This window comes from Streptococcus mitis (assembly GCF_946190375.1).
GTDB classification, from domain to species: Bacteria; Bacillota; Bacilli; order Lactobacillales; family Streptococcaceae; genus Streptococcus; species Streptococcus mitis_CJ.
Map to the genome: position 1 here is coordinate 17,358 of NZ_CAMIAF010000010.1, position 15,987 is coordinate 33,344.

General features: G+C 37.1%; 12 protein-coding genes and 3 pseudogenes. 13 read left to right on the forward strand and 2 right to left on the reverse strand.

The window, feature by feature from the left end; translation table 11 throughout:
- The first annotated feature begins 1 nt into the window (after position 1).
- The 5 genes and pseudogenes from N8M09_RS05895 to N8M09_RS11340 form a co-directional block, all read left to right on the forward strand.
- Complete coding sequence (locus N8M09_RS05895; protein ID WP_261064468.1) at positions 2 to 757, forward strand: ABC transporter ATP-binding protein; 756 nt, start codon at positions 2 to 4, stop codon at positions 755 to 757.
- 19 nt (positions 758 to 776) lie between these two features.
- Complete coding sequence (locus tag N8M09_RS05900) at positions 777 to 1,787, forward strand: ABC transporter substrate-binding protein (RefSeq protein WP_261064470.1); 1,011 nt, start codon at positions 777 to 779, stop codon at positions 1,785 to 1,787.
- Positions 1,768 to 2,460, forward strand: coding sequence for an alpha/beta hydrolase-fold protein (locus N8M09_RS05905; RefSeq protein ID WP_261064471.1), 693 nt, complete (start codon positions 1,768 to 1,770; stop codon positions 2,458 to 2,460). The genes N8M09_RS05900 and N8M09_RS05905 overlap by 20 nt, the downstream gene beginning before the upstream one ends.
- A gap of 70 nt (positions 2,461 to 2,530) precedes the next feature.
- Positions 2,531 to 3,468 (forward strand): annotated as a pseudogene (locus N8M09_RS05910) (IS630 family transposase); the annotation flags it as partial.
- Positions 3,465 to 3,664, forward strand: a pseudogene (locus tag N8M09_RS11340) (type II toxin-antitoxin system RelE/ParE family toxin); the annotation flags it as partial. The pseudogenes N8M09_RS05910 and N8M09_RS11340, both read left to right, overlap by 4 nt.
- A gap of 230 nt (positions 3,665 to 3,894) precedes the next feature.
- Here N8M09_RS11340 and N8M09_RS11275 read toward each other — a convergent pair.
- The gene (locus N8M09_RS11275) at positions 3,895 to 4,053 is read right to left on the reverse strand and encodes a hypothetical protein (protein WP_369009848.1); all 159 of its coding nucleotides are present in this window, start codon (positions 4,051 to 4,053) and stop codon (positions 3,895 to 3,897) included.
- Between the two features lie 260 nt (positions 4,054 to 4,313).
- Here N8M09_RS11275 and N8M09_RS05920 point away from each other — a divergent pair, with 260 nt between their 5' ends.
- From N8M09_RS05920 to N8M09_RS05940, 5 genes and pseudogenes are all read left to right on the forward strand, one after another.
- On the forward strand, positions 4,314 to 4,649 hold the full coding sequence (locus N8M09_RS05920) for a MerR family transcriptional regulator (protein WP_261064472.1): 336 nt from the start codon (positions 4,314 to 4,316) through the stop codon (positions 4,647 to 4,649).
- 212 nt (positions 4,650 to 4,861) lie between these two features.
- Entirely contained in the window at positions 4,862 to 5,575 is a 714-nt protein-coding gene (locus N8M09_RS05925; RefSeq protein WP_261064473.1) for a S8 family serine peptidase, read from the forward strand.
- A gap of 8 nt (positions 5,576 to 5,583) precedes the next feature.
- A complete protein-coding gene (locus N8M09_RS05930; RefSeq protein WP_261064474.1) occupies positions 5,584 to 9,216 on the forward strand; it encodes a hypothetical protein in 3,633 nt (1,210 codons plus the stop codon).
- A gap of 1 nt (position 9,217) precedes the next feature.
- Positions 9,218 to 9,628, forward strand: a complete 411-nt coding sequence (locus tag N8M09_RS05935; RefSeq protein ID WP_138338380.1) for a hypothetical protein — start codon at positions 9,218 to 9,220, stop codon at positions 9,626 to 9,628.
- 406 nt (positions 9,629 to 10,034) lie between these two features.
- Positions 10,035 to 11,046, forward strand: a pseudogene (locus N8M09_RS05940) (IS630 family transposase).
- Between the two features lie 150 nt (positions 11,047 to 11,196).
- On the opposite strand, the gene N8M09_RS05945 reads toward N8M09_RS05940, so the two are convergent.
- Positions 11,197 to 11,946, reverse strand: coding sequence for a lysophospholipid acyltransferase family protein (locus tag N8M09_RS05945; RefSeq protein ID WP_261064478.1), 750 nt, complete (start codon positions 11,944 to 11,946; stop codon positions 11,197 to 11,199).
- A 131-nt stretch (positions 11,947 to 12,077) separates the two neighbouring features.
- On the opposite strand from N8M09_RS05945, the gene N8M09_RS05950 reads away from it, so the two are divergent.
- The 3 genes from N8M09_RS05950 to N8M09_RS05960 all read left to right on the forward strand — a co-directional run bounded on the left by N8M09_RS05950 (position 12,078) and on the right by N8M09_RS05960 (position 15,977).
- Positions 12,078 to 14,414 (forward strand): cation-translocating P-type ATPase, encoded by a 2,337-nt coding sequence (locus tag N8M09_RS05950; protein ID WP_261064542.1) that lies wholly within the window; start codon positions 12,078 to 12,080, stop codon positions 14,412 to 14,414.
- A gap of 101 nt (positions 14,415 to 14,515) precedes the next feature.
- Positions 14,516 to 15,193, forward strand: a complete 678-nt coding sequence (locus tag N8M09_RS05955) for a tRNA (adenine(22)-N(1))-methyltransferase (protein ID WP_261064481.1) — start codon at positions 14,516 to 14,518, stop codon at positions 15,191 to 15,193.
- Complete coding sequence (locus tag N8M09_RS05960) at positions 15,180 to 15,977, forward strand: Nif3-like dinuclear metal center hexameric protein (protein WP_261064483.1); 798 nt, start codon at positions 15,180 to 15,182, stop codon at positions 15,975 to 15,977. Before N8M09_RS05955 ends, N8M09_RS05960 begins: the two co-directional genes overlap by 14 nt.
- Positions 15,978 to 15,987 lie beyond the last annotated feature (10 nt).

The window sequence follows — 15,987 nt, forward strand, 5'->3', positions numbered from 1 at the left end:
TATGGACTTGATTTGTCAAGATATCCATTTTGGGCTAGGAGAGAAAAAAATCCTCAAAGGAGTCTCTCTTAAGGTTGAAGGGCATCAATTTCACACGATATTAGGGCCAAATGGAAGTGGAAAAACCAGCCTACTTAAACTCCTCTATCGTCAGGAAAAGGCGGACAAAGGCTTGATAAGCCTAGATGGAAAGCCACTGGAACATTGGTCACTCAAAGAAACAGCCAAGCAAATGGCAGTTGTCACCCAGTTTAATCAATTGCAGTTTGATTGTACAGTTGAGGAAATCGTCTTGCTGGGAAGAACTCCCCACCTCTCTTTTTTACAGAAGGAAAAGGAAAGAGATTATGTTCTCGTTCAAGATGCTCTTGTCAAGGTGGATATGCTCGAGAAGAAAACTCGTCTCTATTCGTCTCTGTCAGGGGGAGAGAAACAGCGAGTTTTGTTAGCTCGCGCCTTGGCGCAAGAACCAACTCTCTTGCTCCTGGACGAGCCAACCAATCACTTGGATATCAAGTATCAGCTAGACTTGTTGGCCATTGTGAAAAATCTCAAGGTCAATGTTCTAGCTGTCCTACATGATATTCAACTTGCTTGTCGCTATTCGGATTATCTCTATCTAATGAAAGAGGGAGAAATCCTTTACCAAGGGACTCCAAAGGAGACCATCACCCCTGAGTCATTGCAAACTGTATACGGAGTTCAAAGTCAGGTGACTTGGACCGAGGACCAGCAAGCCATGATTCACTATTTATAAGAATGAAAAGGAAAACAAGATGAAAAAAACACTAAGCATTTTACTCGTAACAGTAGCTACCTTAACTTTGGCAGCTTGTGGTAACACTACTACAGAAAAAGCTACCACACAATCTAGCACAGAGACAAGTCAAAAGGCTAACGCAGAGACGACTTATCCACTAACGGTCAAAACCTATGACGCGAAAGGGAATGAAGTCGAACAAGTCTTTGACAAGGCACCTGAAAAAGTTATCACCAACAATCTTTCAACCACTGAAATCTTATTGGAGTTGGGGTTGAAGGATAAAATTGTTGGTATGCTCAATCCAGACAATGCTGTGACGGACAAATACAAGGATGCGATTGCGACGATTCCTCAAATTGGGGATAAAAAAACAGTCTCACAAGAGACAGTCCTTTCTTATGAGCCAGACGCTGTGATGGGTCGAAACATGATGTTTTCTGAAAAATCCTTGGGGACAGTTAGCACTTGGAATGAAAACAAAATTCCAGTTTATACGCAAAAAGCTTCTCTCTCAACAATTCAGCAAGATTTGGGGAATATCGTAGAAGATGTCAAAAATCTTGGAATGATTTTTAATGTTCAGGACAAGGCTAATGAATACGCAGCCCAATTACAAACTAAAATTGACGCTGTTAAGAAAGCAAACCCAACAAGTCAAGGTGAAAAGAAAAAGGCTTTGATTATGGTTGCGTATAATGATCAAACCTTCGGTGCCTACAAGTCTGCTTTGCAAGAAAGTTTGCTGAACCAACTTGGTTATACAAACGTTGCTACGGGGACATCAGGCTTGACCTTGGAAAATCTCGTGTCAATGGATCCTGAATTGATTATCTATGTAACCAGCGACCGAAATAAAAAATTGGATGAAAAAGCAGTAGAGTTGATGAAGGCAAATGCTGTTTTGGAAAGCGTTCCTGCTATTAAAAATCAAAAAATCATGACCATCTCTTACGATGAATTGATGGATTATGGTCCAGCAGTGATTGATTCCCTCGAGAAAATCAATGACTTCATCAATAAATAATGAGTTTGATTGGGAAGGAATTCAAGTCAAAATCAGCCTTCCCTCTAACTACGACCCCAATCAAACCTATCCAGCTATATTATTGAATGATGGGAACTTGGACTTCCTATCGTCCCTTTCCGAATCTGTGATTTTAGTGGGCTTGATCTCTAAAAATCGCCTAGATGGCTACACGCCCTGGAAGTCATCTGCTCTGAGAGATGGAGCTCCAGATTTTGGAGGTCAGGCCAACGTCTATCATGATCATTTATTTGGAGGTCTTTTAGACAAGTTGCAGTCGCTTTATCGACTGGATGAAGCACGCCTTGCCTACGGAGGTTATTCACTAGGTGGTTTGGTGGCAGTCTACAGTCTTTTCAGCTTTGACAAGGTTTCCTGTGTCTTTTCTATCTGCGGTTCCTTTTGGTATCCTGATTTTGTGACTTACTGCAAGGAAGAAAATGTGAAAAATCTAGACTGTTTGCTGTATTTACAGAATGGTCAAACAGAAGGAGCACACCATACTAATCGCTTGGCTCAAGCACCAGCCTATGCTGAGCAGATCCATACCAGTCTTCAGAAACGCTATCCGAACGGTCTGTTTGTCTTTGATCCTTATGGACACCATGAACAAGTAGCTGAGCGATTTTTAGCCTTTTCCAGCTGGTTGGCTCAAAAATGGAAAATCAAGTAAAAGAATTGAGACTGGGCAAAAAGTCTTTTAATACTAGACTAAAATCAAAAAACATCTTATAATAGTAGTTGTGAAACTTACAAATGAAGAACTACAAAAAAATTGAAAAACTCCTAAGAGATTCATCGTACGCCAAATATCACAAACGTCTACAGATTATTTATTTTCGTTCAAAAGAAAAGAGTTATAAGGAAATCATGGATCTGCTAGATTGTAATAAAACAACTGTTTGGAGGAATTTGAAAAAATATAAGGAGTTTGGTTTAGAAGCTCTTCTTCAAGAGACCCGTGGTGGACGTCATCGAGAATATATGACTTATGAAGAAGAAAAAGCATTTCTAAAACATCATATAGAAGCTGCTCAGGCTGGGGAATTTGTAACTGTCAATTAATTATTTGAAGCCTATCAAAAAGAGATTGGTCGCACTTCCACACGTGATGGTTTCTATTATCTCCTGAAACGCCATGGTTGGCGAACGGTCACTCCTCGACCTGAACATCCTAAGAAGGCAGACGCTCAGACAATTGAGACATCTAAAAATAAAATCTACATTCGAGACCTTAAGTAAGCGCTTTAAAGAGGAGGAATCTTATAACAAAGTACGTTTGATGTCCCAAGATGAAGCCGGTTTCGTGAGAATCAGTAAGATGAGTTCTTGTTGGGCTCCTCAAGGAATTCGACCTAGCATTCCTAGCCATTATATGCGAGAATATCGCTATTGTTATGGAGCAGTAGATGCTCAGACAGGAGATTCCTTCTTCCTTATTGCTGGAGGATGCAATACTGAGTGGACGAATGAATTTCTACGGCAAGTCTCACAAGCTTATCCAGATTATTATATTTTACTTGTAATGGATAATGCTATATGGTATAAATCAAGTACCTTAGAGATTCCAAGTAATATTGAGTTGGCTTTTATCCCACCTTATACACCAGAAATGAACCCTATTGAACAAGTCTGGAAAGAAATTCGAAAACGAGGTTTTAAAAAGAAGGCTTTCCAAAGCAAGGATTGTTAGTTATCCAACGTATAGAATAAATTAAGAAATCCGACAATGATATTTTTGAAATCTACTCAAAAGTATCTTCTAACATTCAATGTGCTCCCTATTTTCATGTGGTAGATAAATGAAATTCGGTTCTCCAAGGAATTTAAAAAAAGAATTTAAGATGAATAAGCATGACAACCACTCAATTCGATAATTTTTTGCAAAATAAACTAAAAAATAATAATTTCAAGGCTGGCTACTTAGAAGAAAAGGCTATTTTAGAATATGTGATCGTGGTCTCTAATGCTAGACAAAAGGATGTTTATCTCAACAAGAACTTGCCATCCTGTCGCATGTTTACCAATCAACTGTTGTACAAATTGAACATAGAGAAGCGATTTTATAACTCACTTTATTTTTTATTAACTTATAAATCCAGAATAGTCAGTACTCTCCTTCCAAAGCTCCAACTGGATGTCCTAAAACAATGGTATCACCATTAGGATTAATCATATTCTTGATTCCCAATTGTTTTATGTAAACTATTGATAGTGCAACAAATGCTTTATTCAATTTAAAGATATCAATGTCAGCTATACTCATTCTTTTCTAAATCAACAATTTCTTTACAGCACTTTACGCCTCTCATTCCCGTTAATTGAGATTTTAAACCTGCTAACGAAGAGTCTATCCGCTTTTATTAAAGGATAATAGGATACTTCTACCTCCTTCTCTAATTTTATACCAAACTTTTTTAATGTTATATGTTTTACATAATAAAGTACACTCATTTCAAGAGAAAACTGTATTTGATTTTTTTAAAATTATGCTAAAATAATCAAGAAATAAAGAGGTGAAATACTGTGGCTTACTATTCTATTGGAGAATTCACTAAAAAGACGGGACTTTCTATTCCCAAATTTCGATACTATGAGCAAGAAAAATCTATTTATTCACACAGAAAAGAAAACAATCGTAGATACTATGATAGCTCTAATATAGCGTGGACTCAATTCATTATTAGTTTAAAAAAGACGGGAACGTCTATTAAAAATATTCAAGAATATGCTAACCCAAGATATAAGAGAGACTCTACAATGTCTCTTGATAAGCTCCATAAACAACAATCTAAAATTAACCAATATATTAATTGTCTTGAAATTGAAATTAAATCTTATTTAAGTATTAATACTAGCTAATCTGAGTATAATCTTTTTATACAAATAAATTTCAAAGGCTAATAAGTTCTTTTTAGGACAGCAAAACTGAATTAGATACTCCAAAGAGATCTATTATTTTTTCGGAATCCTTTTGGAATTTGATATGCAAATAAATATACTAATATTATTTTAAAAATCTATATATGACAAACAGTTAAGATATGAAGCCTATTTAAAAAGAGAGGATTTTTGTGTTTCAAAAAAATAGAATTTTGTTATCCCTATGTATGCTTTTACTACTAGCAGGGGCAATCCCGTTTGCTGTTTCCGTTTTTGAAAAAAATTCCAAATTGAGGGTGGCTGTTATTGATGGTGCATCATCAAATAATTTTTCATTTTATATCAGAAAAACTAGCTATGAAAAAAGAAATAAGCAAGCTGCAGTACATTCAAATATTATTTGGTCTGTACTCAGCAATAATATAGACACTTCAAAAATAGATTTTTTTGAATATAGCGTAATAGGAACAGATGGTCAAATTGATATTACTACCTTTACTAAAGCATTAAAACAAGCAGAAAAAGACAATATTGACATAATAAATTTTTCAGGTGGTTTTTATTTGGAAGATGAACAGGCAAAAGAACAAATCCAAATCTTATTAAGAAAGGGAGTTATTATTGTTGCAGCAGGTGGGAATAATTATCAAGGAATTGCAGATTTTCCTGCTCGAATACCAGGAGTTATTTCAGTTGGTAGCAAGAAAGGAAGCAATATATCTTCTTTTTCAGCCATAGATAAAATTGATATTTTTGAAAATGGAGAGGAGATTTTATATAATAATAAGAAATATAGTGGAACATCTTTTGCTACTCCTAAAGTGACAAACCAAATTTTAAAAATGTATTTTCAAACAAAGAATTTAAAAAAAATAAAAAATAGTATTTTAAAAAAGGGAAGTTAAAGAAAAATATGAAAAAGAAAATTCAAAATACTCAGATTTTAGCAGTTATTTTTATACTGCTAATAAGTGTTTTTATAGATTGTGTCAATCCAATTATAGTTTATGGTGCACAGGCTAGAGCTATACCAAACACAGAGACAACTATTACAGATAAACAGTTGGATAGCAAACTAAATAAAACACAACAATGGATTAATTCTGTTAGCGATAGTGTTGAAAAGTCAGGATTAACTTTTCTAAATGCAGAACAGACGAGTAAAGGAGAGTTAAAATTAACAACATTCAAAAATTTAAATGATAACTTTTCAGCTTTGACTACAGTGACATTTGCAAGCAATAATAAAGATGCAGAATTTCAAGTAGTGATACTAAAAGATTCCAGAAAGTTAGCTGTTCAAAAAATGCGTGGGCAGATCGAAAAAAAAGACAAAGAAGTATTTTTTAGGTATCTTGATAGTAAGACTAAAAAAGAAAATACTATAAATCTGACTTCTGGACATTCATCCGCTGTAGCTTCTATACCACTAGCATTTGAATTGATTAGTGGTGCATCAGAATTAGCTGGGATTACAACGGCAATGACTGCTGCGTTGCCAGCTGCAATCATTGTTGGAGGTGCGGCTATTATAATAGGGGGAGGATACTATCTCTATACTAAATCAACCACAGCTAAATCTTATCCAAATGCATCTATAAGTCGAGCAACTGTAGCAAAACAAGAACTAACTTCCTTATCATCTCTCTATAAAACCAATATCCAAATGAATAATGTTACTCAAGCAACCCAAAATTTATCATTAATAAAAGGATATTCAAAAGCATTAAATATTAATATTGAATCTATAAATATTAATATAAACCCCATAAAAATTAATATAAATCCCATATATATTAATATGGAATCTATTAATATCCCCTCCATAAATATAGATCCTATTAATATTGATTTAACTGATTTTAACAAAATAATGTCAGACTTTAACGAATCAATAGATTCATTTAATAAAAGTATGAAAGAAACTTCAGAATACTTGAAGAAAATGAATATAGAAATTGCTAAAAATATGGAACATTTAGAAGACTATTTCAGATTTTCAGCAGCTCCTAGTTTTAGCTCTGCCACATATGATAAGAATGCTAAAATTTTAAATTTAGCAGGGAATATGCCAACAGAATCAACAATTTACATTTATATAAATAATAAATTATCTCAAACAAGCGAAACAAATAAAAAAGGAGATTTTAGCCTTACAGTAAATGTTGAAAATGCAGAGGTAGCAATTGATGCTATTCAAAAGCCGATTGGAGGAAAAAACTATAAATCATGTAGCTCCATAGGCTTGATAGGGTGCCCAACTTTTAAAATTCATGAAGATGGGGATTTAACAGTAAGCTCGAAGACCAATAAATATGTAAAGAGTCCTTTATTAGTTGAGCAATATACAGCCTCTCCAACTTTTGACAGAGTAACTTATGATTCAAAGACAAAAACATTGAATTTAGTAGGAAGTATGCCAAGCGCTTCTACTTTAGATATTTACATAGGATATAAGAAAGTCCAAACAGTTGTTACTGATAATAAGGGAAACTTTAATATTAATATCAAAGCCGAAAACACTAATGTTGCTGTTAATGCAATTCAGAAATCTACTAGTAAATTTAAGTATATTTCATCACGCTTTTCCGGAATAATTGGATATCCAACTTTCAAGATAGCCAGTGATGGAATAGTAACTACAACTGCACAGACAAATAAATTATTAAGACACCCTTTACAAGAAGCTGTTCACACTGCTTCTCCAACTTTTGACAGAGTAACTTATGATTCAAAGACAAAAACGTTGAATTTAGTAGGAAGTATGCCAAGTGCTTCAAATCTAGATATTTATATTGATGATAAGAAAATTAGAACTGATAAAACAAATGTAAATGGTCATTTTGACATAAAAATCAAAGTAGAAGATGCGACAGTATCAATAGATGCAGTTCAAAATTCAACAGAGAAATTTAAATATTCTTCCTTTGGCTTTTTTGGTGCAGTCAAATTTTATATTGCTTCAGATGGGGGTGTAATAGCTAGTGAGAACGCAAAATTAGCGAATGGGGTTCCTATTAAACTTGAGAAGTCAACTCCTCCACCTGTAGTTGACGAAATATCATACAATAAAAATAGTGACTTGTTGACTATTCCTATAACAATGGCTGTAGACTCCCAGTTCACTATTTATAGAAACAATATAAAAGTACAAACAGTAGATTGTGAAGCAAAAAAGACCTCCTTAATTACAATACCTCTTGAGAAAGGTGATAACAATATTAAAATTACTATTTCAGGGAAAAATACCATAATGACTATTTATCCTCAAAAGAGTAATAAAACACTAGATTTTAGTATTGATAATAGTAGAACTCTAAAAGCAAGCGTTTTTACAAATTTTTATTTAAAGAAATCATTGCCTACAGTTCCTATCCCTCATCTTTCAACCGTTCCGAACTTTAGTAATATTTCTTTTGATGCTAAAACCAATACTTTCACAATCTCGGGGAAAATGTTGTGGAAATCGACTATTACTCCATATCTCAATAGCGAAAAATTACAAAGTATTTCTACAGATAACTCAGGAAATTTTAGATTAAGCATTCCTGTAAAAAGAACTTCTAATGGTATAGCAAATATCGCTATTGATGGAATTCTTGATGAGATGAACGCAGTTAAATATTCATCTTACATGGATGGAATTGACCTTTCAATGTTCAGGGTTGATGCTTCAGGAAATATAAGTGTTAGTGATTTTATAAAAAAATCAATTACTCCAAAACAAGTGATCACTCCAATACCAAATGTAAACCCGATACCAGTTGGCAAAGGAGTTACTGTTCAAGGGAAAGCATTACCTAACTCAGATGTTATCGTTAAAAACAGAGGGGTAGAATATGGAGGAAAAGCTAATGATAAAGGAATCTTCTCTATACCTGTTCCAGAAATTCTAGTTAATGATGTTGTTGAGATTTTTGTCAAAGCACCAAGTACAGCAGTTATTAGCTATACAACATCTGAAGCTGTATCTGTGCAAGCTCAATTATCAAGTTCAGAAGCTACTGTTAATAAGGATACGCCAAAGACCAATGAATCAGAGACAACATCTGATATAAATGATACAGTTTATACACCCGAACAAATGGGAGTCCGTACAGCACAAGAATTTGCAGCAGCAGTTGTAGTGGAAAATGGAATATTAACGGAAGAGTCTATTGAGCAGTTAGCTAGATTGGCTGAGATTAATGCTGCAGCAAACGTTGTTACCCTCGGTTCATATGTTGCTAACAGTACAAGTTCTTATGACCAAACGGCATACCGAGCAGGTAATACCTTCTATACGATGGGAAGTGCAGGATGGGATGCCATTATGGATGAACTTATAAAAAATGGTATTGTTGATAATGTGAAACAAAACGAAGAAATGTGGAAAATTAATCAGAAATTTTTAGATAATCAGATTGTTAAAGGAAAAATATTTGAGTTTACGGTAAATCCAACAACAATCCCTAGGAAGAAGTATGGATACCAAGAATTTGAGTATTTACAAAACAATGGGTATCATCTAGTTGAATTAAATGGAAGGTTTAAAATGGTGAAATAAGATGTTAGAGATACGAGAAAAAATTAGAACGAGCAAAGGTTATCAAGTCTTAATTGAAATGCTTGATAGTTACTTTGGTCAAGATTATATTATCCGTAAAATTACTTATGATGATTTGGATCCGACAAGTTTTGATTTTGAGTTATCTGTGGATTTTCCCAAATTAAAGGGAGTGGATGTAGGTGTCGCTAATAGTGGTCCACGCCAAATGTTTCGTATAGGAGGAGACGGTTTTATTGGAATTGCTGTACCTAAGGAAGGGTGCTTAGGGGTTTTGACATCTGGTGAGAAAGGAGAAGGATTAGATAAAATTTTAGGAGACTCTAGTTTGCGTTGGGGAGCGGGATTAGATAATGTAGAAAGTGTCGATAAATATTTTGATGCCTTCAAAAAATACTATGATAGTCTTTAGAGAAAGATAAGGATGAAGATACGAGAAGAAATTAGAACGAGTAGAAACCTTTAACACTATGTATATTTCAAAATTAGTATAATTTTATCTGATTTAATTTTCTGAATTTATCTAAAAGATACTATGCAGAAAATACGAATATAATAAGGTGATAAGATTCATAACTTCGATACATGCAGAACAATTTATGTAGATTTAAAAAATTAGAGAAACTATTTGGTAAAATACTAAAAAAAACTATAAATTAGTTGACCACCTTACCTACTATTATCTTTAATTAATTCTACTCGAAATTATCTCTACTAAATAAAAAGACTCTTTATTAACTACATAAATAGTAGGTGATAAAGAGTCTTTTTAGTAGTAATACTAGACTAAAATCAAACAACATCTTATAATAGTAGTTATGAAACTTACAAATGAAGAAACACAAAAAATTGAAAAACTCCTAAGAGATTCATCGTACGCCAAATATCGCCAAGTCTACAGATTATTTATTTTCGCTCAAAAGAAAAGAGTTATAAGAAAATCATGGGTCTGCTAGATTGCAATAAAACAACTGTTTGGAGGAATTTGAAAAAATATAAGGAGTTTGGTTTAGAAGCTCTTCTTCAAGAGACACGTGGTGGACGTCATAGAGAATATATGACTTATGAAGAAGAACAAGCATTTCTAAAACGTCATATAGAAGCTGCTCAGGCTGGGGAATTTATAACTGTCAATCAATTATTTGAAGCCTATCAAAAAGAGATTGGTCGCACTTCCACACGTGATGGTTTCTACTATCTCCTGAAACGCCATGGTTGGCGAACGGCCACTCCTCGACCTGAACATCCCAAGAAGGCAGATGCTCAGACAATTGAGACGTCTAAAAATAAAATCTACATCCGAGACCTTAAGTAAGCGCTTTAAAGATGAGGGTACTTATAACAAAGTACGTTTGATGTACCAAGATAAAGCTGGTTTCGGAAGAATCAGTAAGATGAGTTCTGGTTGGGCTCCTCAAGGAATTCGACCTAGCATTCCTAGCCATTATATGCGAGAATATCGCTATTGTTATGGGGGAGTAGATGCTCAGACAGGAGATTCCTTATTGCTGGAGGATGCAATACTGAGTGGACGAATGAATTTCTACGGTAAGTCTCACAAGCTTATCCAGATGACTATATTTTACTTGTAATGGATAATGCTATATGCATAAATCAAGTACCTTAGAGATTCCAAGTAATATTGAGTTGGCTTTTATCCCACCTTATACACCAGAAATGAACCCTATTGAACAAGTCTGGAAAGAAATTCGAAAACGAGGTTTTAAAAATAAGGCTTTCCAAACATTGGAAGCTGTTATTGATAAGCTTCAAGAAGTTATTCAAGGACTGGAAAAAAGTATTTTAAAGTCTACTGTCAGCAGACAATAGACAAGGTTGCTTTTTGAAAATAATTGAGTATAAATTAGAAAACGCATAGTATCAGATGTTAAAATCCTTGATATCATGCGTTTTATTGTTAGAAAATTTACTTTATTCTCTCCTCAAATTGAGTTTTTGCCCAGTCTCTTGTTGTATTCTTTAACCAAGAGCCTCTCTATTTTTATCTGGATTCCAGATGAAGCTTGCGATAAAGCTAAAGATGATAGTTAGGATAGCGAGGATAATGGCAAGGATGAGAGCAGGGATGCGGATAAACCACCAGAGTGGGTTTGGTTTTTTATCATTGTGCCATTGTTTCGTTTCTTCGTCCAAACGTTGGAATTCTGTTTGGATACGATTGGCGACTGTTTCAATGCCTTCATCATTCATTTTCTTGATATCTGAGATATCGATTGGATTTCCAAAGTTCATATCGACACGTTCGCGGCTAACCAAGCCTTTCAAGGTCATAGGACCTGTGTAGGTAACCGGCATGATACGGACCTTGGCCATCTTGGCAATTAGTGCAACTCCACCCTTGACATCGTTTGAGTGACGGCTCCCACTTGGAAACATGATGAGAGAGCGATCACTTTTTTTAAGAACATTGATAGGGTATTTGATGGCAGAAGCGCTAGGATTTTCACGGTCGATAGGAAATGCACCACACATACGAATCCACCAGCCAAAGATACGGTTGGTAAAGAGCTCTTTTTTGGCCATAAAGATAAACTGTTTTGGCTTGGTCGCAAAAGCCATGTAAACTGGATCCCACCAAGTACGGTGAGGGGCAACCAGAATATAATTTTCATCTTGATTAGGAATTTTATCGGTATTATGATAGTGAGCATTGCCATTAATGGACCATAGGAGCAAGACAACCAATCCACGTAAATAAGTATAAAACATGCGATCTCCTTCGATTATTTTCTTGTTATTATTATACCTTATCAAAGGAGGGCTGGCAAACTTTTCCCTTGACTAGGTGATATTTAGGATGAGATTAGAATTCTTTTAGAAAAAATGATATGATAGAATTTATGGATAAAAATAAGATTATGGGATTAACCCAAAGAGAAGTCAAGGAAAGACAGGCTCAAGGTTTGGTCAATGACTTTACCGCATCAGCCAGTACCAGTACTTGGCAAATCATCAAACGAAATGTCTTTACCCTTTTTAACGCGTTGAACTTTGCCATTGCTTTGGCGCTAGCCTTTGTTCAGGCCTGGAGCAATCTGGTCTTCTTTGCAGTGATCTGCTTTAACGCTTTTTCTGGAATTGTGACCGAGCTACGGGCCAAACACATGGTGGACAAGCTCAATCTCATGACCAAGGAAAAGGTCAAAACCATCCGTGATGGACAGGAAGTTGCTCTTAATCCTGAAGAATTGGTGCTAGGAGATGTCATTCGTCTGTCTGCTGGAGAGCAGATTCCCAGTGATGCCTTGGTTTTGGAAGGCTTTTCGGAAGTCAATGAAGCCATGTTGACGGGGGAAAGTGATTTGGTGCAAAAGGAAGTTGACGCCTTGCTTCTGTCTGGAAGTTTCCTAGCCAGTGGGTCAGTTTTAGCTCAAGTTCACCATATCGGTGCAGACAACTATGCTGCCAAACTCATGCTGGAAGCTAAGACTGTTAAACCAATCAACTCTCGTATCATGAAATCACTGGACAAGTTAGCAGGTTTTACTGGAAAGATTATCATTCCTTTTGGTCTGGCTCTCTTGCTAGAAGCCTTGATCTTAAAAGGCCTGCCTCTCAAGTCATCCGTTGTAAACTCGTCGACAGCCCTTTTGGGGATGTTGCCCAAGGGAATTGCCCTTTTGACCATCACTTCGCTCTTGACAGCGGTGATTAAGTTGGGCTTGAAAAAGGTCTTGGTGCAGGAGATGTACTCTGTTGAGACCTTGGCACGCGTGGATATGCTCTGTTTAGACAAGACGGGCACCATCACCCAAGGAAAGATGCAGGTGGAGGCTGTTCTTCCTTTGACCGAAGAGTATGGAGATTCAGCGCTTACTAGCATCTTGGCCAGCTATATGGCCCATAGTGAGGATAAAAATCCAACAGCTCAAGCTATTCGCCAGCGTTTCCAAGGTCAGGTAGTCTATCCTATGATCTCTAATCTGCCTTTCTCAAGCGACCGCAAGTGGGGAGCCATGGAGTTAGAAGGTTTGGGAACAGTTTTCTTAGGGGCACCTGAGATGTTGTTGGATGCTGAAGTTCCTGAAGCTAGAGAAGCTCTTGAACGAGGCTCTCGTGTCTTGGTGTTAGCGCTCAGTCAAGAAAAACTTGACCATCACAAGCCACAAAAGCCTTCTGATATTCATGCTCTAGCCTTGCTAGAAATCTTGGACCCGATTCGAGAGGGAGCAGCAGAGACGCTGGACTATCTCCGTTCTCAGGAAGTGGGCCTCAAGATTATCTCTGGTGACAATCCAGTTACGGTGTCCAGCATTGCCCAGAAGGCTGGTTTTGCGGACTATCACAGCTATGTCGATTGCTCAAAAATCACGGATGAGGAATTGGTTGCTATGGCTGAGGAGACAGCGATTTTCGGTCGTGTTTCCCCTCATCAAAAGAAACTCATCATCCAAACACTGAAAAAAGCGGGTCATACAACGGCTATGACAGGGGATGGAGTTAATGATATCCTGGCCCTTCGTGAGGCGGATTGTTCTATCGTGATGGCTGAGGGAGATCCTGCGACTCGTCAGATTGCCAATTTGGTTCTCTTGAACTCAGATTTTAATGATGTTCCTGAGATTCTCTTTGAAGGTCGTCGTGTGGTCAATAACATTGCCCACATCGCACCGATTTTCTTGATAAAGACCATCTATTCCTTCCTCTTAGCAGTTATCTGTATTGCCAGTGCTCTTCTGGGACGGTCTGAATGGATCTTGATTTTCCCCTTCATTCCGATCCAGATTACCATGATTGACCAGTTCGTGGAAGGTTTCCCACCATTCGTTCTGACTTTTGAGCGAAATATCAAACCTGTTGAGCCAAACTTCCTCAGAAGATCCATGCTTCGTGCCTTACCAAGCGCTCTCATGGTCGTGTTCAGTGTTCTTTTTGTGAAAATATTTGGAAGTAGCCAAGGTTGGTCTGAGTTAGAAATCTCAACTTTACTCTATTATCTCTTGGGGTCAATTGGTTTCTTATCCGTATTTAGAGCCTGCATGCCATTTACCCTATGGCGTGTCCTCTTGATTGTTTGGTCAGTAGGAGGCTTCCTAGCCACAGCTCTCTTCCCAAGAATTCAAAAACTGCTTGAAATATCAACCTTGACAGGACAAACGCTACCTGTTTATGGTGTCATGATGCTGGTCTTTACCGTGATTTTCATTTTGACCAGTCGTTACCAAGCGAAAAAATAAAGTAAGACTGCAATCTGTGGATTGCGGTTTTTTTAGGTGCAAGATTGCCAGCTGAAATGTGGTATAATAAGAGGTAATAGAGTTTTGGAAAGTGAGAGAAGATGATTTCAAAGAGATTAGAATTGGTGGCTTCCTTTGTGCCACAGGGAGCCATTTTGCTAGATGTGGGAAGTGACCATGCTTATCTGCCTATTGAGTTGGTCGAAAGAGGCCAAATCAAAAGTGCCATTGCAGGTGAGGTGGTGGAAGGTCCCTACCAATCTGCAGTCAAAAATGTTGAGGCTCACGGTCTAAAGGAGAAAATCCAGGTTCGTTTAGCCAATGGCTTGGCAGCCTTTGAAGATGCAGATCAGGTATCGGTCATTACTATTGCTGGCATGGGCGGCCGTTTGATTGCTAGGATATTGGAAGAAGGCTTGGACAAGTTAGCTAATGTAGAGCGTTTGATTCTCCAGCCCAATAATCGTGAAGACGACTTGCGCATTTGGTTGCAAGAGAACGGATTTCAGATTGTGGCAGAAAGCATCTTAGAAGAAGCTGGCAAGTTTTACGAGATTTTGGTGGTGGAAGCAGGACAAATGAAGCTATCAGCCAGTGATGTTCGCTTTGGACCTTTCTTGTCCAAAGAAGTCAGCCCAGTCTTTGTCCAAAAATGGCAAAAAGAAGCTGTTAAGCTAGAGTTTGCCCTTGGACAAATCCCAGAGAAAAATCTGGAGGAACGTCAAGTTCTAGTAGACAAAATTCAAGCCATCAAGGAGGTTCTCCATGCTAGCAAGTGAAGTGATTAACGTGTATGAAGCCTTTTGCCCTCAGGAATTTTCCATGGAGGGAGACAGTCGTGGTCTGCAAATTGGCACTTTAAACAAGGATATCCAAAGTGTCATGGTTGCTCTGGATATTCGTGAAGAAACGGTGGCTGAAGCCATTGAAAAGGGTGTGGACTTGATTATTGTCAAGCACGCGCCGATTTTCCGTCCGATCAAGGACTTGGTAGCTAGCCGTCCACAAAATCAGATTTACATCGACCTCATCAAGCATGATATTGCAGTTTATGTCAGCCATACCAATATTGACATCGTTGAAAATGGTCTCAATGACTGGTTCTGTCAGATGCTAGGCATTGAGGAGACGACTTATCTACAGGAGACAGGTCCAGAACGTGGAATTGGACGTATTGGAAATGTTCAGCCTCAGACATTTGGGGAATTGGCCCAACATGTCAAGCAAGTCTTTGGTTTAGATAGTCTTCGATTGGTGCATTATCAAGAGAGTGATTTGCAGAAGTCTATTTCAAGAGTGGCCATCTGTGGTGGTAGCGGGCAGTCTTTCTATAAGGATGCTTTAGCTAAAGGAGCGGATGTCTATATCACTGGTGATATTTACTACCACACTGCCCAGGATATGTTGTCTGATGGCTTGCTAGCATTGGACCCAGGTCACTATATTGAAGTGTTTTTTGTGGAAAAAATTGCAGAGCTTCTTAGTCAATGGAAAAGAGAAAATGGCTGGACAATCGATATTGTACCTAGTCAAGCATCGACCAATCCATTCCACCATATCTAGTTAGAAAGTG